Annotated in this window: 25 protein-coding genes; 13 read left to right on the top strand and 12 right to left on the bottom strand. The window is 65.1% G+C overall.

The window, feature by feature from the left end; translation table 11 throughout:
* Nucleotides 1–86 precede the first annotated feature (86 nt).
* Nucleotides 87–452, top strand: a complete 366-nt coding sequence (flaF, locus tag ACVMB1_RS19070) for a flagellar biosynthesis regulator FlaF (RefSeq protein WP_137480135.1) — start codon at nt 87–89, stop codon at nt 450–452.
* Between the two features lie 28 nt (nt 453–480).
* Nucleotides 481–846: a hypothetical protein gene (locus tag ACVMB1_RS19065; protein WP_016846761.1), complete on the top strand. Its 366-nt coding sequence runs from the start codon at nt 481–483 to the stop codon at nt 844–846.
* 18 nt (nt 847–864) lie between these two features.
* Here the strand turns inward: ACVMB1_RS19065 and ACVMB1_RS19060 are convergent, their stop codons facing one another.
* From ACVMB1_RS19060 to ACVMB1_RS19045, 4 genes are all read right to left on the bottom strand, one after another.
* The gene (locus tag ACVMB1_RS19060; protein WP_456816286.1) at nt 865–1,251 is read right to left on the bottom strand and encodes a hypothetical protein; all 387 of its coding nucleotides are present in this window, start codon (nt 1,249–1,251) and stop codon (nt 865–867) included.
* Between the two features lie 160 nt (nt 1,252–1,411).
* Complete coding sequence (locus tag ACVMB1_RS19055; protein WP_456816285.1) at nt 1,412–1,915, bottom strand: hypothetical protein; 504 nt, start codon at nt 1,913–1,915, stop codon at nt 1,412–1,414.
* A gap of 19 nt (nt 1,916–1,934) precedes the next feature.
* Nucleotides 1,935–2,291, bottom strand: a complete 357-nt coding sequence (gene flgJ / locus ACVMB1_RS19050) for a flagellar assembly peptidoglycan hydrolase FlgJ (RefSeq protein ID WP_028337696.1) — start codon at nt 2,289–2,291, stop codon at nt 1,935–1,937.
* Nucleotides 2,291–3,415 (bottom strand): flagellar basal body P-ring protein FlgI, encoded by a 1,125-nt coding sequence (locus ACVMB1_RS19045; protein WP_038385504.1) that lies wholly within the window; start codon nt 3,413–3,415, stop codon nt 2,291–2,293. The genes flgJ and ACVMB1_RS19045 overlap by 1 nt, the downstream gene beginning before the upstream one ends.
* Before the next feature lie 268 nt (nt 3,416–3,683).
* Between ACVMB1_RS19045 and ACVMB1_RS19040 the strand changes: the two genes are divergently transcribed.
* Nucleotides 3,684–4,097, top strand: a complete 414-nt coding sequence (locus ACVMB1_RS19040; protein WP_057016669.1) for a flagellar assembly protein FliX — start codon at nt 3,684–3,686, stop codon at nt 4,095–4,097.
* 51 nt (nt 4,098–4,148) lie between these two features.
* Here the strand turns inward: ACVMB1_RS19040 and ACVMB1_RS19035 are convergent, their stop codons facing one another.
* Complete coding sequence (locus ACVMB1_RS19035; RefSeq protein WP_028337693.1) at nt 4,149–4,535, bottom strand: winged helix-turn-helix transcriptional regulator; 387 nt, start codon at nt 4,533–4,535, stop codon at nt 4,149–4,151.
* A 104-nt stretch (nt 4,536–4,639) separates the two neighbouring features.
* On the opposite strand from ACVMB1_RS19035, the gene ACVMB1_RS19030 reads away from it, so the two are divergent.
* The 3 genes from ACVMB1_RS19030 to ACVMB1_RS19020 all read left to right on the top strand — a co-directional run bounded on the left by ACVMB1_RS19030 (nt 4,640) and on the right by ACVMB1_RS19020 (nt 6,872).
* Nucleotides 4,640–5,251, top strand: a complete 612-nt coding sequence (locus tag ACVMB1_RS19030) for an NAD(P)-dependent oxidoreductase (protein WP_456816284.1) — start codon at nt 4,640–4,642, stop codon at nt 5,249–5,251.
* A gap of 210 nt (nt 5,252–5,461) precedes the next feature.
* Nucleotides 5,462–5,827, top strand: coding sequence for an RNA polymerase-binding protein DksA (gene dksA, locus ACVMB1_RS19025; protein WP_170991616.1), 366 nt, complete (start codon nt 5,462–5,464; stop codon nt 5,825–5,827).
* Between the two features lie 238 nt (nt 5,828–6,065).
* Complete coding sequence (locus ACVMB1_RS19020; protein ID WP_456816283.1) at nt 6,066–6,872, top strand: phytanoyl-CoA dioxygenase; 807 nt, start codon at nt 6,066–6,068, stop codon at nt 6,870–6,872.
* A 30-nt stretch (nt 6,873–6,902) separates the two neighbouring features.
* On the opposite strand, the gene ACVMB1_RS19015 is transcribed toward ACVMB1_RS19020, so the two are convergent.
* Entirely contained in the window at nt 6,903–7,331 is a 429-nt protein-coding gene (locus ACVMB1_RS19015; protein WP_156436155.1) for a winged helix-turn-helix transcriptional regulator, read from the bottom strand.
* 98 nt (nt 7,332–7,429) lie between these two features.
* Between ACVMB1_RS19015 and ACVMB1_RS19010 the strand changes: the two genes are divergently transcribed.
* Nucleotides 7,430–8,458, top strand: a complete 1,029-nt coding sequence (locus ACVMB1_RS19010; RefSeq protein ID WP_456848867.1) for an SDR family oxidoreductase — start codon at nt 7,430–7,432, stop codon at nt 8,456–8,458.
* Between the two features lie 108 nt (nt 8,459–8,566).
* The gene (locus tag ACVMB1_RS19005) at nt 8,567–9,352 is read left to right on the top strand and encodes a fumarylacetoacetate hydrolase family protein (protein ID WP_253589860.1); all 786 of its coding nucleotides are present in this window, start codon (nt 8,567–8,569) and stop codon (nt 9,350–9,352) included.
* 122 nt (nt 9,353–9,474) lie between these two features.
* Here ACVMB1_RS19005 and ACVMB1_RS19000 read toward each other — a convergent pair whose 3' ends face one another.
* Nucleotides 9,475–10,227 (bottom strand): carbonic anhydrase, encoded by a 753-nt coding sequence (locus tag ACVMB1_RS19000; RefSeq protein WP_076825668.1) that lies wholly within the window; start codon nt 10,225–10,227, stop codon nt 9,475–9,477.
* Between the two features lie 781 nt (nt 10,228–11,008).
* On the opposite strand from ACVMB1_RS19000, the gene ACVMB1_RS18995 reads away from it, so the two are divergent.
* The 5 genes from ACVMB1_RS18995 (at nt 11,009) to ACVMB1_RS18975 (ending at nt 13,205) form a co-directional block, all read left to right on the top strand.
* Nucleotides 11,009–11,332: an ArsR/SmtB family transcription factor gene (locus tag ACVMB1_RS18995; protein ID WP_016846748.1), complete on the top strand. Its 324-nt coding sequence runs from the start codon at nt 11,009–11,011 to the stop codon at nt 11,330–11,332.
* A complete protein-coding gene (locus tag ACVMB1_RS18990; RefSeq protein WP_456848865.1) occupies nt 11,329–11,760 on the top strand; it encodes an SRPBCC family protein in 432 nt (143 codons plus the stop codon). The genes ACVMB1_RS18995 and ACVMB1_RS18990 overlap by 4 nt, the downstream gene beginning before the upstream one ends.
* Nucleotides 11,761–11,961: 201 nt before the next feature.
* Nucleotides 11,962–12,195 carry a hypothetical protein gene (locus ACVMB1_RS18985; protein WP_456848863.1) on the top strand — a complete coding sequence of 78 codons (234 nt, stop codon included), beginning with the start codon at nt 11,962–11,964 and terminating at the stop codon, nt 12,193–12,195.
* 46 nt (nt 12,196–12,241) lie between these two features.
* Nucleotides 12,242–12,673: a DUF1801 domain-containing protein gene (locus ACVMB1_RS18980; RefSeq protein WP_076825664.1), complete on the top strand. Its 432-nt coding sequence runs from the start codon at nt 12,242–12,244 to the stop codon at nt 12,671–12,673.
* A gap of 34 nt (nt 12,674–12,707) precedes the next feature.
* The gene (locus ACVMB1_RS18975; RefSeq protein WP_076825662.1) at nt 12,708–13,205 is read left to right on the top strand and encodes a GNAT family N-acetyltransferase; all 498 of its coding nucleotides are present in this window, start codon (nt 12,708–12,710) and stop codon (nt 13,203–13,205) included.
* A gap of 26 nt (nt 13,206–13,231) precedes the next feature.
* Here the strand turns inward: ACVMB1_RS18975 and ACVMB1_RS18970 are convergent, their stop codons facing one another.
* The 5 genes from ACVMB1_RS18970 to flgA all read right to left on the bottom strand — a co-directional run bounded on the left by ACVMB1_RS18970 (nt 13,232) and on the right by flgA (nt 16,769).
* Nucleotides 13,232–13,552, bottom strand: coding sequence for a hypothetical protein (locus ACVMB1_RS18970; RefSeq protein ID WP_076825660.1), 321 nt, complete (start codon nt 13,550–13,552; stop codon nt 13,232–13,234).
* Nucleotides 13,553–13,803: 251 nt separating this feature from the next.
* Nucleotides 13,804–14,097, bottom strand: a complete 294-nt coding sequence (locus ACVMB1_RS18965; RefSeq protein ID WP_028337177.1) for a hypothetical protein — start codon at nt 14,095–14,097, stop codon at nt 13,804–13,806.
* Nucleotides 14,098–14,193: 96 nt separating this feature from the next.
* Nucleotides 14,194–14,526 carry a hypothetical protein gene (locus ACVMB1_RS18960; protein WP_371852101.1) on the bottom strand — a complete coding sequence of 111 codons (333 nt, stop codon included), beginning with the start codon at nt 14,524–14,526 and terminating at the stop codon, nt 14,194–14,196.
* A gap of 429 nt (nt 14,527–14,955) precedes the next feature.
* A complete protein-coding gene (flgH, locus tag ACVMB1_RS18955) occupies nt 14,956–15,708 on the bottom strand; it encodes a flagellar basal body L-ring protein FlgH (protein ID WP_028337175.1) in 753 nt (250 codons plus the stop codon).
* A 5-nt stretch (nt 15,709–15,713) separates the two neighbouring features.
* Nucleotides 15,714–16,769, bottom strand: coding sequence for a flagellar basal body P-ring formation chaperone FlgA (gene flgA, locus ACVMB1_RS18950; RefSeq protein ID WP_456848861.1), 1,056 nt, complete (start codon nt 16,767–16,769; stop codon nt 15,714–15,716).

The following is a 16,769-nucleotide window of genomic DNA, read 5'->3' as shown; positions in this document are numbered from 1 at the left end:
ATTTAAAGGCGCCGGATGCATAAATATCGGGCGCTAGAATTGCGTCTTCGCGGCTCGAGAAATCCGCATCCCATCGAGGTCATTGAATGTCGAATGCAGCCCAGGCCTACGCTCGTACCTCCACGACGACGGCGTCCCCACGTGAAATCGAAGCGCAGGCGCTGTTGAAGGCCGCGCGGCAGCTGCAGGAAGTCCAGACGAACTGGAACGGTCCCGACAGGGCGCTCGATCACGCGTTGCTGTTCAACCGCCGGCTGTGGTCGATCTTTCTCAGTGCCGCGCAGGGCGACGACAATCCGCAGCCGCTCGAGATTCGCCAGAACATCGCCAATATCGGCGTGTTCGTGATGAAGCAGACCGTCGACATCCAGATGAATCCGGATCCGGCGAAACTGAAGTCGCTGATCGATATCAACTGCAATATCGCCGCCGGCCTCTCGGGTCGCGGCTGATCGATCGATTCCTCACGGAGCCCTCGGCATGGCCGACGTGTTGAGCATCCTGTCGGCCAACTACAAGGCCGCCGGCCTGACGGTCCCGTCGAAGACGCCCTATGTGGCCGTCGATCCGAACCTCTATGAGGGCAGCTGGAGCGGCAAGTACGCCAACAACAAGTCGTTCAACATCTCGGTGTCGAACGTCGATGGCTTCCGCGCCAAGGTCCACTACCAGAGCGACGGCACCAGCAAGTATCAGGACGTGCTGATCAAGGATGGCGGGTTCCGGATCGGCGATACCAAGTTCGCGCTGGTGCAGCAGGGGACGGCGTTGATCGCCAATGTCGTCACCGATCCGGCTACTGGGGCGACCTATCTCGACAAGGCCTACGCCACGCAGAAGACCTGAGCGGTCGTTGGTCCGCGCCTAGGCGCGGCGATCGGTGGCACGCACCCGCGTCGGCGCGTCCTTGCTGAGATCGAGCGCGTGGAAATAGGCGCGGCGGCGCAATACGGCTTCTTCCGGAAACTGCCTCACCACCAAATTCGTGCGATTGTCGACCACCTGATAGACCACGGCGCGCGCGTCGCGGTCGATGATGACCTGGTCGCTGACCGACGGAGCCTGATTTGAAATCGATGCGTTGACGACGTCGGGATCGATGGTGACGCGCACGCTCGGCTCCGGAGCGGTGACGCTCTGGCTCGCCGGCAGTTCAGTCTTGACCGCCTTCTGCGCCGTATCGCTCGTGGGAGAGACCATCGGCGCCGCGACCGGTGCCCCCACCGGCTTGATGTTGAAATCTGTACTCATGGCAGCCTCGTAGTGCACAGGCACTAGTTTGCTTGAGTCAAATCCCAACCCCTCACGGTCCGCAACTCTACGGGGAACCTCTCAACAGGCTGTTAGAAAACACGCTGAATGCCGCGCTGCCTGGGCGGCGTCGAATTGAGCTAAATTGTAAGCGTAGGCGTCAGAGCGTGCGGCTGACCGCGATCGGCGTCATGTTGCGGGGGCCCGGCGTGGCGCGCTGTCCGCTCGCGGTATAGGTGTTCGGAATGTTGCGGCGCTGCACCTCGGCATTGACGCCGCGCACGATGCCTTCGGAGACGGCGTGCGCCGTTGCGAGCACGGTCAAATTGACCTGCAGCATGGCGCGGAATGTCTCGTGATGACGGCGCAGTGTCGCGAGCAGCTCGGGATCGGTCTGCGACAGCATCTTCTGCATCGATTTCAGATGCTCCACCGCGAGCATGTAGCGCCGCGACAGCTCGGACTTCTGCGGCTCGAGCCGCATGCTCTCGCGGATCTTGCCGGTGCGGACGAACTCGGTCTCCTGCTCGATCACGGCAAGCAGGCCGCTCATCACTTCGGTCAGCTCGTTGGCGAGACGCGCGACGTCCGGCGGCGTCGACGTCGCGGACCGCGCGGCGGAGGCGGATGCTACTGGCCGCGGCTGCTGTGGACGCTGGTTCATCGCGCTGCTCCTTGAAACCCTAGCTCTTGTTCGCCTGCTGCAGGATCAGCGAGCGGAACACTTCGTTGGAAATGCCGACGCCGCCGGCCTTGGCGAAATTCTTCGAGTATTCGTCGGTCAGCATCGACCGCCACGCGCCGGTGCCGACAGTGTCGCCGTACGGGCCATCGCCCTTCAGGCCGGTCGTCATCTGCGAGAACATCGAATTCAGGAACATCGATTCGAAATCGGTCGCGGTCGCCTTCGCCTTGGCGGCCTGCTGCGGCGTCACCTTCTTCAGCGCGTCCTGCAGCACGGGATCGGGGCGGCCGTTGAACATCGGCATCAACGCCTTGTTCGGCATGCTGCCGGTGGTGCTGTTGATCAGGCTCGCCATCACATCACCTCGATGTCGGCTTCGATCGCGCCGGCGGCCTTGATCGCCTGCAGGATGCTGATGAGGTCGCGCGGTCCGATGCCGAGGCCATTGAGGCCATCGACCAGTTGCTGCAGCGAGACGCCGTCCTTGACCACGGCGAACTTCTTGCCGTCCTCGCTGACGCCGACGCTGGTGCGCGGCGTCACGACTGTCCGGCCGCGCGACAGCGGATTGGGCTGGCTGACCTGCGGACTCTCGGAGATCGAGACGGTGAGATTGCCCTGCGCGACGGCGACGGTGGCGACGCGAACGTCGCGGCCCATCACGATGATGCCGGAGCGCTCGTCGATCACGATCTTGGCCACCAGATCGGGATCGACCTGCAGCTGCTCGATCTCGGTCAGGAAGGCGACGACGTTGCCCTTGAACTCCGTCGGGATCGCAAGCTGCACCGTGGAGGGATCGATCGGCTCGGCGGTCTTGACGCCGAGATAGTCATTGACCGCAGCGGCGATCCGCTTGGCGGTAGTGAAGTCGGCGTTGCGCAGCGCGAGGCGCACATTGGGCAGGCGGTTGAGCGCGAATTCGATCTCGCGCTCGATGATGGCGCCGTTGGCGATCCGGCCGACGGTCGGCACGCCGCGCACGACGCTGGCGGCGGCACCTTCGGCCGCGAAGCCGGCGACCGCCACCGATCCCTGCGCCACCGCATAGACATTGCCGTCGGCGCCGAGCAGGGGGGTGACGAGCAGGGTGCCGCCCTGCAGGTTCTTGGCATCGCCGAGCGCCGAGACGGTGACGTCCATGCGCGTGCCCTGGGTGCCGAACGCCGGCAGATTGCCGGTCACCATCACCGCGGCGACGTTGCCGGTGCGGATGGTGGCGCCGCGGATGTTGACGCCCATGCGCTCGAGCATCGCCTGCAGCGATTGCTTGGTGAAGGGGATGTTGTTGAGCGTATCGCCGGTGCCGTTGAGGCCGACCACGAGGCCGTAGCCGATCAGCTGGTTCTGGCGCACGCCCTCGATATTGGCGAGATCCTTGATCCGCGACGTCGCGGCCGCCGGCATGACGGAGGCCGCCAGCGCCAGCAGCGCGGCGCAGGCCACTCCGAACAGATTTGCGATGCGGATGCCGGGCATCCCGATGCTCCCCTCGAACTGAACTCGCGGATCGCGCGACACTCCCATGACGGCGATCCGCCATTAACCATGCGAGCTGCGTGCCACTCTGCTTCGCTTGGGCAATGTGTTGATATATTTATCGAAATTGTCGGGTCGTCATTTTGCTCCGGTTCGCCAGGGAGCGCGAAACTGCCGCGCGGCGGCAGAAATTGCCGGGTCGTTTACGCGCCGTTAACCATAAAACAGCGATGCTCGGCCCATTCAGGCCTGCGGGATCATCACGACGATGCGCATCTACGGACCGAACGGCACCACGCTTGGCACGTCCACCAGCGCCACGCGGCGCACCTCGTCGAGCGGCTTCTCGCTGCCGGATGCGACGACCGCGCAGGAGGAGGTCCGCTCCACCGCGGCGCCGAAGGCCGCCGCCAGCCTCGATGCGCTGCTCGCGCTGCAGGGCGTCGAGGACCCGACCGAGCGCCGCAAGCGCTCGGTGGCCCGCGGCAAGGGCGCGCTCGACGTGCTCGATGCGCTCAAGCTCGGTCTGCTGTCCGGCAATTTCGATTCCTCCACGGTGAACCGGCTGCGCGACGCCGCGGCGAGCCTGAAGGAATCCTCCGGCGACCCCGGCCTCGATGCCGTGCTCGGCGAGATCGAACTGCGCGTCGAGGTCGAGCTCGCCAAGGCCGGGCAATACTAGGCTCCTCCCGATCAACTCACCTGTCCGACGCCGCTGGTGCCTGCAGGTGCCTCAGGCCGCCAGCGCCTTGCGCTGCGCGTCGTAGCGGCGCTGCGCGGCCAGCACGTCCTTCAGATTCCGTTCGGCCCAGTCGCGCAGCGGATCGACGGCTTCGGCGAGCGTCGATCCGAGCGGCGTGATTGAATACTCCACCGTCACCGGCACCGTTGCGATCGCCCGGCGGCGCAGCAGCCCGTCGCGCTCCAGGCTTTTCAGCACCTGCGACAGCATCTTCTGCGAGATGCCTTCGATCGCGCGTCGGAGCTGGTTGAAGCGCATCGGCTCGCTGCGCAGCAGCAGCAGGATCAGCACCGCCCATTTGTCGCCGACCCGGTCGAGGATCTGGCGCGTCGGGCAATTGGCGGCATAGGCGTCCGGCTTGAGGCTCGTGGCTTTCATCGCGGTTACTCCGGCGTGATCAGGTGAGGCGAGAGTGCCTTCTTCACACCTACATCCTTTTCGCTATCTAGTCACCATTGGAAACCATCAATCGGAGACTTGAGATGAAGATCGCCATCGCCGGCGCGTCCGGCCAGGCCGGCTCGCGCATCACCGCGGAACTCGCCCGCCGCGGCCACGCCGTCACCGCCATCGCCCGCAACCCGGAGAAGATCGCCAGCCTGCCCAATGTCACCGCCCGCAAGGGTGACGCGAACGACCAGGGCGCCTTGGCCGCGCTGTGGGCCGGCCACGATGCCGCGGTCAGTTCGATCCATTTCCTGGCCAGCGACCCCGCCAAGCTGATCGGGGCGGCCAAGGCATCCGGGGTCGGCCGCTATCTCGTGGTCGGCGGCGCCGGCAGCCTTGAGGTGGCGCCGGGCGTCCGCCTGGTGACCACCCCCAACTTTCCGCCCCAATACAAGGCCGAGGCCTCCAAGGGGGCTGAATTCCTCGACCTGCTGCGCCAGGAGAAGGACCTGAACTGGACCTTCTTGTCGCCCTCGGCGCTGTTCGTGGCCGGCGAGCGGACCGGCAAGTTCCGCCTCGGAACCGACCAGATCCTGACCGCCGCCGACGGCAAAAGCTCGATCTCCTTTGAGGATTTCGCAGTTGCACTCGCCGACGAAATCGAGCGCCCGGCCCATATCCGCCGCCGTTTCACGGTCGGCTATTGAGGGGGCAGGGCCGTCCCCGGGCAGGGCGGATAAGTTTGCCTGTGCAAGGCCTTGGGGGCGGCCCGCCTTTCGCGGTGGCAGATATTGTCTGTCACATGACGTGGCTATATAAGGCGCCGCGCGGAGGAGTTGTGTTCCCTCCGCCTGACAGGGACATGGCTGCCTTTGGAAAAGCTGAAGAACTACCGGCCGACTGAAAAAGAGCCTTTCATGAATGAGCGGCAGCGCGATTATTTCCGCGCCAAGCTGCTGGCCTGGAAGGATGAAATCCTCCGCGAATCGAAGGTCACGTTGCAGACGTTGCAGGAAGAGAACGTCAATCATCCCGACCTCGCGGACCGAGCGTCCTCGGAAACCGACCGCGCGATCGAACTTCGTGCCCGCGACCGTCAGCGCAAGCTGATCTCCAAGATCGACGCGGCGCTCCAGCGCATCGAAGACAACACCTACGGCTATTGCGAAGAGACCGGTGAACCGATCTCGCTGAAGCGGCTCGAAGCCCGCCCGATCGCAACGCTGTCGGTGGAGGCGCAGGAACGCCACGAGAAGCGCGAGAAGGTCTATCGCGACGAATAGTGGCGACGGATCGCCACGGATTGCTGCCGGCGCGTACCGGTTGTACGTTCGCGCCGCCATGATGACACGCACTCTCAGCATCGCTTCGGTGTTTTTGCTGGGCTGATCCCGCTTCCTCCTGGAAGCGCTGAGCGGCCCCACGAGCTTTCGCTCCTGGGATTCCAGTGAAACCGAATGAGCCGGTCAGGTTCCGCGCATCGCGGAGCATCGATGGCTGGCGACAGTTTGAGAGACAATCATGACCCATCGAAACGACGCGCGTGCGCTTGACGGCGCGCGGATCGAGCAATTCATCCAGCAGGGCTTTGTCCGGATCGATAGCGCCTTTCCCCGGGAACTCGCCGACCGGGGACGCGCCGTCATGTGGCGCGACCTGCCATGCAGCGAGCACGACCCTTTGACTTGGACCCAACCGGTGATCCGGTTGCCGGGGTACGGCGGTACGCCGTTTCGCGAAGCGATCAACACGCCGCTACTGCACCGGGCGTTCGATCAGATCGCCGGTCCCGGCCGCTGGCGTCCGCGCGACGACATCGGAACCTTTCCGGTGCGCTTACCGCATCCGGACGATCCCGGCGATGCTGGCTGGCACATCGACGTCAGCTTCCCCGGCGAGGATTGCGACCCGAACGAGCGCAGCGACTTCTCCGCCCGGCGGGCCAATGTCGTCTCGCGCGGCCGGGCGCTGCTGATGCTGTTCCTGTTCTCCGACGTCGGCGAGGACGACGCGCCGACCCGGATCAGGGTCGGCTCGCATTGGCCGATGGCGCGCCACCTCGCGCCGGCGGGCGAGGCCGGGCGCGCACGCATGGTGCTCGACGATGTCGGCGCCGACTGCGAGGTCGCGCTCGCGACCGGGGAGGCCGGCACGGTCTATCTGTGCCATCCGTTGCTGGTGCCTGCCGCGCAGAAGCATCGGGGCACGACACCGCGCTTCATGGCCCAGCCGTCGCTCGCTGCCGGCGAACCATACCGGCTGGAACGCGCGGATGGCGCGTATTCGCCGGTCGAGATCGCGATCCGAAAGGCGCTTGGCATGGAGTGATCGGACGCCGATCTGAAGGCGAGGCGATATTCAGGCTAACCCGGCTCCGAGTATCGCCTCGCTTGCCTCCGCCTGACGGCGCGGGCCGAACGTCTTCGACCATGCCAGCAATTCGCGGAAAGCCGGCGTCAGGCTCCAGGCCGAATCCGTCAGCTCGTATTCGACCTGCAGCGGCTTCTCGGCGAGCACCCTGCGCGCCACCAGGCCGTCGCGCTCGAGCTCGCGCAGCTGCGCAGTCAGCATGTGCTGGGTGATCGGCGCGAGCGCGCGGCGCAGCGCGCCGAACCGCACACCGCCATTCATCAGCGTGAACAGGATCTCGAGCTTCCATTTCCCCCCGAGCGCATGGATCGCGTGCTTGAATTCGATCAGCACATTGGGGTCGGTGGGGCAGCTCTCGCATTCACCGCCGTCACACATATCGCTGGTATTGTTTTCCATACCGGTCTCGAATTTCATCCTACTTGTCCAAGATCAGATAGTGACCAGATGCGGCCTGTGCAGGGCGGGCAGTGCAATGTTGGGCCCATCCGCCGAACCATGAAGAGGGCAGGGACATGAGCACGGTTTTGGTCACAGGCGGATCGGGATTCATCGGCGTGCATACGATTCTGCAGCTGCTCGCCGACGGGCATGCGGTGCGAACGACGGTGCGCAATCCGGGTCGCAGCAACGACGTGATCGCGATGCTGCGCGAGGGTGGCGCGCTGGCGCCCGACCAGGTCGGCTTCGTCACCGCCGACCTGCTGCGCGACGATGGCTGGCGCGAGGCGGCCACCGAGTGCGACTACGTGCTGCATGTCGCATCACCGCTCGGCGCCTATGTGCCCGAGGACGAGAATGAGCTGATCGTCCCGGCGCGGGAAGGCACGCTGCGGGTGTTGCGCGCCGCGCGCGACGCCGGCGTCAAGCGCGTGGTCGTGACGTCGTCGTTCGCGGCAATCGGTTACGGCCATCCGCCGCAGGCGGCGCCGTTCAACGAGACCGTATGGTCCAATCTCGATGGCGAGGGCGTGCAGGCCTATCCGAAATCCAAGACGCTGGCCGAGCGCGCCGCCTGGGATTTCGTGGCGCGCCAAGGCAATGGCCTCGAGCTTGCCGTGGTCAACCCCACCGCGGTGTTCGGCCCGGCGCTCGGTGCCGATTTCTCCGAGTCGATCGGCATCATCAAGGCGCTGCTCGACGGCGCGATGCCGGCGGTGCCGCGGATCGATTTCGGCCTCGTCGACGTCCGCGATGTCGCCGACCTGCATCTGCGCGCCATGATGTCGCCCGAGGCCAGCGGTGAGCGCTTCCTGGCGGTCGCCGGCGAGACCATGTCGATCCTCGGGGTCGCCCGGGTGCTGCGCGCAAAACGCGGCAGCAAGGCGCGGCGCGTGCCGCGGTTCCAGGCGCCGGACTGGATGATGCGGCTCGCCGCACGGCGCAACCCGATGGCCCGTGCCGCGCTGCCGCTGCTCGGCAAGGTGCGCCGCGCGACCAGCGCCAAGGCGCAGCACCTGCTCGGCTGGCGCCCGCGCGGCAATGAGGAGATGATCGTCGCGACCGCGGAGAGCCTGATCCGGCTCGGCCTCGTCAAGGCCTGACGGCAACTCCCGTGCAGCGTGCTTGCCAGACGCGTCGGCGAGTGCTGAATTGCAGCGAGCAGACGGAGGCGCCACCGCGCCGCCGAGAACACCAGGGAGGCTGCGCAGATGGATCGGGTCCTCGCGGCCGCAAAGGCGATTGCCAGCGCGCGCCGCAGCCGGGCGCCGCTCAAGGCGCTTCCGAAGGACGTGCTGCCGCGCGACGAGGCCGAAGGCTATCAGGTGCAGTACGCGTTGCACGCTCTGATGCAGCCACACGTCGGCAGCCTCGTCGGCTACAAGATCGGCTGCACCAGCGCGGTGATGCAGGAATATATCAACATCCCGCACCCCTGCGTCGGTGGCGTGTTCGAGAAGGTCGTGCATGACAGCGGCGTGCGGCTGCCGGCCGCCGAGTTCGTCCATGTCGGCGTCGAGTGCGAGATCGCGGTGCGGCTCGCCCGCAATCTCGCTCCCAGCGAGGCGCCGTTCACCGCCGAATGGGTCGCGGAAGCGATCGATGCCTACTATCCCGCGATCGAGATCGTCGACGACCGCTACGTCAAATGGGAGACATTGGGCGCGCCGACGCTGATTGCCGACGACTTCTTCGCCGCCGGTTGCGTGCTCGGGGAGGAGGTGCCGCGCATCACCGTGCCCGATCTGCGCGCGGTCGCGGGACGCGCGATCGTCAACGGCAAGGAAGAAGGCCGCGGCACCGGCGCCGACGTGCTCGGGCATCCCCACAACGCGCTCGCCTGGCTCGCCAATCATCTCGCTACCGAAGGCCGTGGCTTGCATGCCGGCCAGATCGTACTGACCGGCAGCCTGGTCAAGACGGTGTGGCTGAACGCGGGCGACACGGTCGTGATGGAGCTCGACGGCCTCGGCAAGGTGGAAGCGGCCTTTACGTGAGGTGACGTTGTGCGAGCCTGCCTCCACATAAGGACGTCGTCCCTGCGAAAGCATGCGAAAGCAGGGACGACACCGAGTGTGTTGCGCGACCTTGACCTGACTTTACTGAATTCACCTGACTTTCAAGTCGTCGGCCGATTGGCGTCCGTGACGAGCTCGACCTTGCCGTCGGTAAGCCGATAGACCGCGCCGACCACCCTGAGCTTGCCCTGATCGACCGCGGCGCTAAGGATCGGCGTCGCCGATTTCAGTTTCGCGACGTTGTCGATGACGTTCTGCCTGATGGCGTTGGCGAGCCGGTCGCCTCCCTTGCCCTCGGTCGCCTTCACCGCCGGTGCGATCGCATTGACCAGCGAGGGCAGATGGCCGGGCAGGGTGGTGTTGTCCTTCAGCGACTTGATGGCGGCGTCGACCGCCCCACAACTGTCGTGGCCGAGCACCATGAATAGCGGCACGTTGAGCACGGCCGATGCATATTCAAGGCTCGCGATGGTCTCGTCGCTGGCGAAATTGCCGGCGATGCGGCAGACGAACAGATCGCCGCGGCCGGTGTCGAAGGCGTATTCCGGTGCGATGCGGGAGTCCGCGCAACTCAGGATGCCGGCGAACGGATTCTGTCCGCCGGCCAGCGCCTCGCGCTCGTGCTTGAAATCATGCCGCCGCGAGACGCCTTCGACATAGCGGAGATTGCCCTTCACCAGCCGCTCCAGCGCCGCGTCCGGCGCCAGCACATTCTGCGGCTTCGGCGGCGATTTGGTTTCCCTGGCGGAAACCGGCGGGGCAAGGGCGAGGCTGGCGGCGGTGCAGGCCGCGGCAGCGAGGAAGCGGCGCCGGGAGGTCTGGGTGGGAGCTGCGATTTCGCAAAGCTGGCACATCAAAAATCTCCGTAAAATTATCCGGGAATAGCAATCGCGTCCGTGCAAAGGTTGTAGATCATGCGCAGTGCCACCGCAACGACACGGTTTCATGCTCGGTCCCTGCTCCCATGTGCAATTGCGCACTAGGCAGGGATGACGGTGAGGACGAGTCGCAATTCAAGATGTCAAACAGCGCGGTGTGATGACCCGCTAAAGCGAAAGCGGGTGATCCAGTATTGCAGAGACGGCTGTGCTTGATCCGAGAGGCCGCGGCGTACTGGATCGCCCGGTCCCGTCTTCGCCAAGGCTTCGACGAGGCCACGCGTCCTTGGCGCGCCGAAGCTTCAGCGGAGGCGGCGAGCCGGGTGATAACAGAGCGGATTCCACGCACACACACGATCGTCGTCCTGGCGAAAGCCAGGATCCATAACCACCGCACTTGATGATGAGCGGGATCGTGGCCCCAGCATCGCGCAACAACGCTCATTTGGGGTAATGGGTCTTGGCTTTCGCCAGGACGACATTGAATGTGTTGCGCGCGTTGTGAGTCAAACTTCCGCGTTCTCGCGACATGATTTGCCCGAGCTTTGCTCTTCGTTCCGCCCTGAGTTGCCCGACGGGCCGATCGGTGCCACCGGATAACCTGCGGGTTATGAAAGGCGCGGGCGGTCTTGTTGTGCCATCGAGCCGGAAAGCCTCAGGTGGCGCGGCCGCTGTCGAGCCGCCGAAGTTTGCGGTTGACTTATCCATAGCTGGATAGTTATATGTTAATCCATAACCAATGGGTTATTGATCGCAAATGCCAGACGCTCACGACATCCTGTTTCGAACCCTCGCAGACCCGACCCGCCGGGCCATCTTCGAGCGCCTGTGCCGCGAGGGCGAGCAGACCGTCGGCGCGCTGACGGCCCGCGCCAGGATCTCGCAGCCGGCGGTGTCGAAGCATCTCGGCGTGCTGAAGCAGGCCGGGCTGGTGCGCGACCGCCATGAAGGCAGGCAGACCCATTACAGCGCGCAACTCGGCGCGCTGGCGCCGCTGATCGACTGGACCAGCCAGATGGCGGGCTTCTGGCAGAACCGGTTCGACCACCTCGAAGATCTCCTCAAAAGGATGGACCAATGAACAAGACCACCGCTGAAACGCGTTCCGCGATCGTCGAGCGTGAATTTCCTCATCCGCCGGAAAAGCTCTGGCGCGCGCTGACCCAACCGCATCTGATGGAGGAGTGGCTGATGAAGAACGACTTCAAGCCCGAGGTCGGGCACAGCTTCAACCTGCGCGGCGAGTGGGGCGGCGTGCTGGACTGCAAGGTGCTCGCTGTGGAGCCGCATAGGACGCTGTCCTACACCTGGAATTTCGTGCATGCGGATGCCGCCTACAATCTCGAGAGCGTTGTGGTCTTCACGCTGACGCCGACGGCGACCGGCACCCATCTGCGCGTCGAGCAGTCCGGCTTCCAGCCGCATCAGAAGCAGGCCTATGGCGGCGCTCATGCCGGATGGAAGCAGTTCCTCGAGAATCTCGATCAGCTGATGGCGCAGCAAGGTTGACGGCCTCTCTCTCTCTCGTCATTGCGAGCCAACGGGTCGGCGCATAGCGCCGCCCGATGACAGGCTCGGCGAAGCAATCCATCGTGCCGCATACACGGATAGATGGATTGCTTCGTCGCTTCAGCGCAAAATTGCTCTGCAATTTTGTCGGAAGCTCCTCACAATGACGCTGGATCATTCACTCACCAACAGGAGGTCACATTGAACTGGAACAACTGGATCCGGCAATCGCACCGCTGGCTCTCGATCGCCTTCACGGTCGCCGTCATCATCAACATCGTCGCCATGGTCCTGCAGCAGCAGGCGGTCTGGATCGGCTTGGTAGCGCTGTTCCCGCTGATCTTCATGCTGCTCAGCGGCCTTTATCTGTTCGCGTTGCCATATCTGTCGCCGCGGCGTCAGCATGGGGGATCGACGTCCGCGTCCCAAGTGTGATTGCATGACGTGACGACTTGGGGCGGATGAGGCGCGAGAGACAGCAATGACGGCATCGGAACGTATCGACCGGATGATCGAGGACCTCACCGACTGGCGCGGCAAGACGCTCGCCAGCCTGCGCAAGAGCATCCTCGCCGCCGATCCTGAGATCATCGAGGAGTGGAAGTGGATGGGCAGCCCGGTGTGGTCGCGCGACGGCATCATTGCGGTCGGCAACGCCCACAAGGGCAAGGTCAAGCTGACCTTCATGTATGGCGCGCAGCTGCCCGACCCCGACAAGCTGTTCAACACCGGCTTCGAGGGCAATGCGCGGCGCGCGATCGATCTGTTCGAGGGCGACAAGATCAACGCCCCTGCGCTGAAGACGCTCATTCGTGCTGCGATCGAACTCAACCAGGCCAAATCCAGGAAATCTGCGAAGAAGCCGGCAAAGAAGGCCGCGGGTACCCGCGCGACCGCAAAGAAGAAGGCGTGAGCTGCGCCGCCATGGTGCTCGCGATCCATCCGCGATGATCAAGACCAGGCTCGCCACATTGTCCGATGCGGACGCCATCTCCGCGCTGTTGACGGCCAACAACGGGGAGCACGGTGGCATGCTGCTCGGGCAATGGCCGCGCGACGTGATCGAGACGCGCATTGCAAGCGGGCAATCGATCGTCGTCGCGACCGACGATGAGGGCAGACTGCTCGGCGCGCTCCTGACATCGGAGAAGGGATATGGCGAGGCGCCGCCGGTGCAGGCCATGCTGAAGGCCTGGCCGGGGCGGGCAGATGCGTATGTTTATGGTCCGGTGTGCGTCTCGCGGGACGCGCGCGGCCTTGGCGTGCTGGATGCGTTGTACGCGAAGCTTCAGGCGACGTTCCCCGGCCGCGAGGCAATCCTGTTCATCAGGGAAGACAACCCGCGTTCGCTCAAGGCGCATCTGCGGCTCGGCATGCGCGAGGTCGCGCGATACGACTTCGGCGGCAAGGTCTTCATTGTCCTGAGCGACAGGCCCGACGCGTGAATGCGTCGCGCTCCCGCGCAGGCAAGCTAGGCCGAGATGTCGACCGCCTGGCCGGCCTTGCCGGCGTTCTTCTGGAACGCCTGCTCGATCAGCTCCTTGATCTTCTGCTCGACCGTGGCGCGCTGATCCGGCGTCATGTTCTTGAGATCTTCTTCCGACATGCCCATGCTTTTGAGGATGTTCGCGCGCATCCGGTCCATCGGGCTCATCTGCGCATATTTCAGAAACTTCTGCTCGACGGTGTCGCCGAGCGAGCTGCCGCCGGTGGCGTCGGCGGTCAGCGGTTTCTTCAATGTGCCAGTCGTCATGCTGGCGGTGACCGATCCAAGGGCCGAGATCGACGTCATCTGCGCGCGCAGTCCCCATTGCAATGCTGCAATCGTGGAGCAAATGGCGTGCCATCCGTTGCAGCCGTGATTTCAACGGGATCGCGACGCCGCCACGCGCGCACGACGCGCCGCCGGCAGCTTCTGCCGGGCGAAGTTTGCCGGGCGCTGCCGTCAGGCTATGGTGTGCACGATCACTGGACCCGCAACCCGGTTGCGGCCGTTATGCCTTGGTATGCACGATCACCGGACCCGCAACCCGGTTGCGGCCGTTATGCCTTGGTATGCACGATCACTGGACCCGCAACCGCGGTGGCCTGGCCGACCAGCAATGGGCCGAGATTGTCATCGATCCAGGCCAGCGCGCGGCGGTTGGCCTCTTCGGCGCCGGCATGGTTGTTGAAGACGCTGATCGCGGTGACGGTATCGTCGCCGGCATAGACCACGTAATAGGCCATGAAGCCTTCAACGTCGCTGATGATCGGGATTGCGCCTTCCTTGATCCGGCGCGCGAGTTCCTCGGCGCTACCAGTCTTCGCCTTGGCGTGACGGATGGCGGCATACATGCGTTCCTCCTTCCGGCTGCATCGATCGGGCTGCGCTTCGCGCATGCGCGATCGTACGCCGGACCGGGTGGCGACGCCATCGGGATTGCGGACGGATTAGCTGAAACGCCTGCTCACGACCGTCGTGCGCCGGCCGGGGAGCTTCGGCAGCCTCGCCACATCCGCGCGCGTAGTCGTGGTCCTTGGGCCGGGGGCGGGCTCCGGCTCCTGTTGCTGCAGAAACAGCGTGGCTTCGAACAGCACGCCGGGGGCCTGCTTGGCCGTGCCCGAGCACACCGCCCGGTTGCCGTTGAACGAGCCGGTCAGCTGCGCCTCGACCTCATCACATCCGAACACGGTGGTGAACGGGCCGTCGGCATAGCGATGCGTCGTCAGCGTCGCCGTGAAGCGGTCCTGATCGAGTTGATAGGTGCCGCCATAAATGAACATGGCGTCGCCGCCCGAGATCCTGCCATTTGCAAGCTGGACTATTCCGGTGCCTTCGCCCCGCGGCGTCCGGAACCACGCCGCATATCGTCCGTCTCTTTGCATGACCGTCATACAAACAGAAAACCCTGCGTTGTCGTCTCCCTACGTTGCAAGCGCCGGGACTTCTACTGCGCGCTGCTGCGAGGGTTAACGAACCGACAAGGCGATGGCGCGACTTTCGTGAAGCGGTATCGGACTGGTGCGCGGCGATCGCGCCGGCGCACGCCACCGGTCACAAAAAGCCACGACCCTCGCCAGGGGAGCTAGCGAGGGCCGTGTTGGTACACCGCGCCGCGCCTAGGTTCGCGACGAGATGTGGGAGCTCGTAAAGGTCCTACTCAGGCATGATCCGTTTCCGAAAACCGGTTTCCACTCTTCGGGATCATGCCGTTAGAAGGGCAGCAGCACGTCGAGAACCTGCTGGCCGTAGCGCGGCTGTTGCACGTCGGTGATCTGGCCGCGGCCGCCATAGGCGATGCGGGCTTGGGCGATCTTCGAGGAATCGATCGTGTTGTCGCTCTGGATGTCCTCCGGGCGCACGATGCCGGCCACGATCAGCTCGCGGATTTCGAAATTGACGCGGATCTCCTGCTTGCCCTCGACCACGAGGTTGCCGTTCGGCAGCACTTGGGTGACGACCGCGGCGACGTTGGTCTGCAACGCTTCCTGGCGGTTCACCGAGCCCTTGCCGTCGCTGGAGGCGGTGGAGTCGGCGGTCAGGATGCGGCCGGGGAGGATCTTGTTCGGCTGCGTGATGGTCTGCGAGCCCAGGAAGTTGGTGACGCCCGAATCCTCGGAGTTGGTACGGCTGCGCTGGGTCTCGTTGGCGATCGCGGCCTTGTCGGTGAAGTTCACCGTGATGGTCAGGATGTCGCCGACGCGCGCGGCGCGCTGATCCTTGAAGAAGGCGCGGGAGCCGCTGCGCCACAGCGAGTTCGGGCTGTAGGAGGCGACCTCGGGCTTCGGCATCGGCATCTGCACCGGCTTGTAGCCGGGCTGGGTGGTCGGATTGTCGATCGACGACAGCTTCGGCTGCTCGCCGATCTGGGAGAGACGGTCGATCGACGAGCAACCGCTGGCGATCGTTCCGAGCGCGAGCAGCGCACCGGTCAGGACGAGGCGGTTGATGCGGTACTGGGACATGAACTTTACTCGGCGTTTGGTGCGACTGAACTCAGCTTGACGGAAGCGGAATTGGATTCGGTGGCGTCGGCGGTCGGCGCCGCGCGCGGGGTCGCGACCGAGATCGAGACCTCGCCGCGGCCGGTGACGACGCCGGAGACGGCACGCTTGGACTGCAGATTCATCACGCTGACGGTGTCGCCCTCGGCGCCGCCATCCATCGCCTTGCCGCGGATCGTCAGGTAGAGGCCAGCGGTGCGGTAGATCAGCGTGACGTTCTGGTCGCGGGTGACGAGATCGGGCTTCGCGAGGTCGGCGACGCGCAGCGCCTGGCCGGGGCGGAGCTGGCGGCGGACCTGCATGCCGACGGCGCTGTCGCGCACCGCCGCGTCGTTGCCGATTTCGGCCTTCGGACGGCGCTCGACGATCACGTCGGAGGCCTTCAACACGTCGCCGCGCTCGACATTGCGCGTCAGCACGGCGGCCTCGATGGTTTCGATCGCGGTTCCGGTGAAGCGCAGCTTCGACGGCGCGGCGCCGGCGTCGCTGCCGATCTCGAAGGTCAGGTCGAAACGCGTCGAGCGCGGGTCGTAGCGCACGGCGATCGGCTGCATCGCGCCGGTATTGGTGGCCTCGAGGCGGATGTCGCCGGGATCGCGGTCGAAGGTCAGCGCGATGTTGCCGGCCCTGCCGAGCCCGTGGCGGCCCTCCAGCGCGCGCGACACCTGCTGCTCGATCTCCTTGCTGTCGATGGTGCGCGCCAGCCGGGTGACGGTGATCTCCTTCAGCTCGCGGGTATCGACGCCGATCACCTGGTGCGAGCGCAACACGTTGAGCACTTGCGCGACCGGCAGCGTGCCTGTCGTGCCGAGGTCCGGCGCGCGGTAGACCGCGACGCTGCCGGCGCTGCCGGCGTTGTCGATGAGGTCGCCGACCCGCACGATGTCGTCGGCGACCGTGATGCTGGCGCGCAGCGTCGGCACCGCGATCGTCTCGCGACGGCTTTGCGCGGCGGACGGCGCCACGGTGACGGCGAGGAGCGCGGCTGCGATCAGGAGTGAGCGGGCGATCATCGACATCAT

Source organism: Bradyrhizobium sp. USDA 4504 (assembly GCF_054063995.1).
This window is presented reverse-complemented; position numbering and strand designations above follow the sequence as displayed.

What these genes read in the sequence shown, in the direction of transcription:
- flaF (WP_137480135.1), top strand. Translation starts at nt 87, where the DNA reads ATGTCGAATGCAGCCCAGGCCTACGCTCGTACCTCCACGACGACGGCG.
- ACVMB1_RS19065 (WP_016846761.1), top strand. Translation starts at nt 481, where the DNA reads ATGGCCGACGTGTTGAGCATCCTGTCGGCCAACTACAAGGCCGCCGGC.
- ACVMB1_RS19060 (WP_456816286.1), bottom strand. Translation starts at nt 1,251, where the DNA reads ATGAGTACAGATTTCAACATCAAGCCGGTGGGGGCACCGGTCGCGGCG.
- ACVMB1_RS19055 (WP_456816285.1), bottom strand. Translation starts at nt 1,915, where the DNA reads ATGAACCAGCGTCCACAGCAGCCGCGGCCAGTAGCATCCGCCTCCGCC.
- flgJ (WP_028337696.1), bottom strand. Translation starts at nt 2,291, where the DNA reads ATGGCGAGCCTGATCAACAGCACCACCGGCAGCATGCCGAACAAGGCG.
- ACVMB1_RS19045 (WP_038385504.1), bottom strand. Translation starts at nt 3,415, where the DNA reads ATGCCCGGCATCCGCATCGCAAATCTGTTCGGAGTGGCCTGCGCCGCG.
- ACVMB1_RS19040 (WP_057016669.1), top strand. Translation starts at nt 3,684, where the DNA reads ATGCGCATCTACGGACCGAACGGCACCACGCTTGGCACGTCCACCAGC.
- ACVMB1_RS19035 (WP_028337693.1), bottom strand. Translation starts at nt 4,535, where the DNA reads ATGAAAGCCACGAGCCTCAAGCCGGACGCCTATGCCGCCAATTGCCCG.
- ACVMB1_RS19030 (WP_456816284.1), top strand. Translation starts at nt 4,640, where the DNA reads ATGAAGATCGCCATCGCCGGCGCGTCCGGCCAGGCCGGCTCGCGCATC.
- dksA (WP_170991616.1), top strand. Translation starts at nt 5,462, where the DNA reads ATGAATGAGCGGCAGCGCGATTATTTCCGCGCCAAGCTGCTGGCCTGG.
- ACVMB1_RS19020 (WP_456816283.1), top strand. Translation starts at nt 6,066, where the DNA reads ATGACCCATCGAAACGACGCGCGTGCGCTTGACGGCGCGCGGATCGAG.
- ACVMB1_RS19015 (WP_156436155.1), bottom strand. Translation starts at nt 7,331, where the DNA reads ATGAAATTCGAGACCGGTATGGAAAACAATACCAGCGATATGTGTGAC.
- ACVMB1_RS19010 (WP_456848867.1), top strand. Translation starts at nt 7,430, where the DNA reads ATGAGCACGGTTTTGGTCACAGGCGGATCGGGATTCATCGGCGTGCAT.
- ACVMB1_RS19005 (WP_253589860.1), top strand. Translation starts at nt 8,567, where the DNA reads ATGGATCGGGTCCTCGCGGCCGCAAAGGCGATTGCCAGCGCGCGCCGC.
- ACVMB1_RS19000 (WP_076825668.1), bottom strand. Translation starts at nt 10,227, where the DNA reads ATGTGCCAGCTTTGCGAAATCGCAGCTCCCACCCAGACCTCCCGGCGC.
- ACVMB1_RS18995 (WP_016846748.1), top strand. Translation starts at nt 11,009, where the DNA reads ATGCCAGACGCTCACGACATCCTGTTTCGAACCCTCGCAGACCCGACC.
- ACVMB1_RS18990 (WP_456848865.1), top strand. Translation starts at nt 11,329, where the DNA reads ATGAACAAGACCACCGCTGAAACGCGTTCCGCGATCGTCGAGCGTGAA.
- ACVMB1_RS18980 (WP_076825664.1), top strand. Translation starts at nt 12,242, where the DNA reads ATGACGGCATCGGAACGTATCGACCGGATGATCGAGGACCTCACCGAC.
- ACVMB1_RS18975 (WP_076825662.1), top strand. Translation starts at nt 12,708, where the DNA reads ATGATCAAGACCAGGCTCGCCACATTGTCCGATGCGGACGCCATCTCC.
- ACVMB1_RS18970 (WP_076825660.1), bottom strand. Translation starts at nt 13,552, where the DNA reads ATGACGTCGATCTCGGCCCTTGGATCGGTCACCGCCAGCATGACGACT.
- ACVMB1_RS18965 (WP_028337177.1), bottom strand. Translation starts at nt 14,097, where the DNA reads ATGTATGCCGCCATCCGTCACGCCAAGGCGAAGACTGGTAGCGCCGAG.
- ACVMB1_RS18960 (WP_371852101.1), bottom strand. Translation starts at nt 14,526, where the DNA reads ATGTTCATTTATGGCGGCACCTATCAACTCGATCAGGACCGCTTCACG.
- flgH (WP_028337175.1), bottom strand. Translation starts at nt 15,708, where the DNA reads ATGTCCCAGTACCGCATCAACCGCCTCGTCCTGACCGGTGCGCTGCTC.
- flgA (WP_456848861.1), bottom strand. Translation starts at nt 16,769, where the DNA reads ATGATGTCGATGATCGCCCGCTCACTCCTGATCGCAGCCGCGCTCCTC.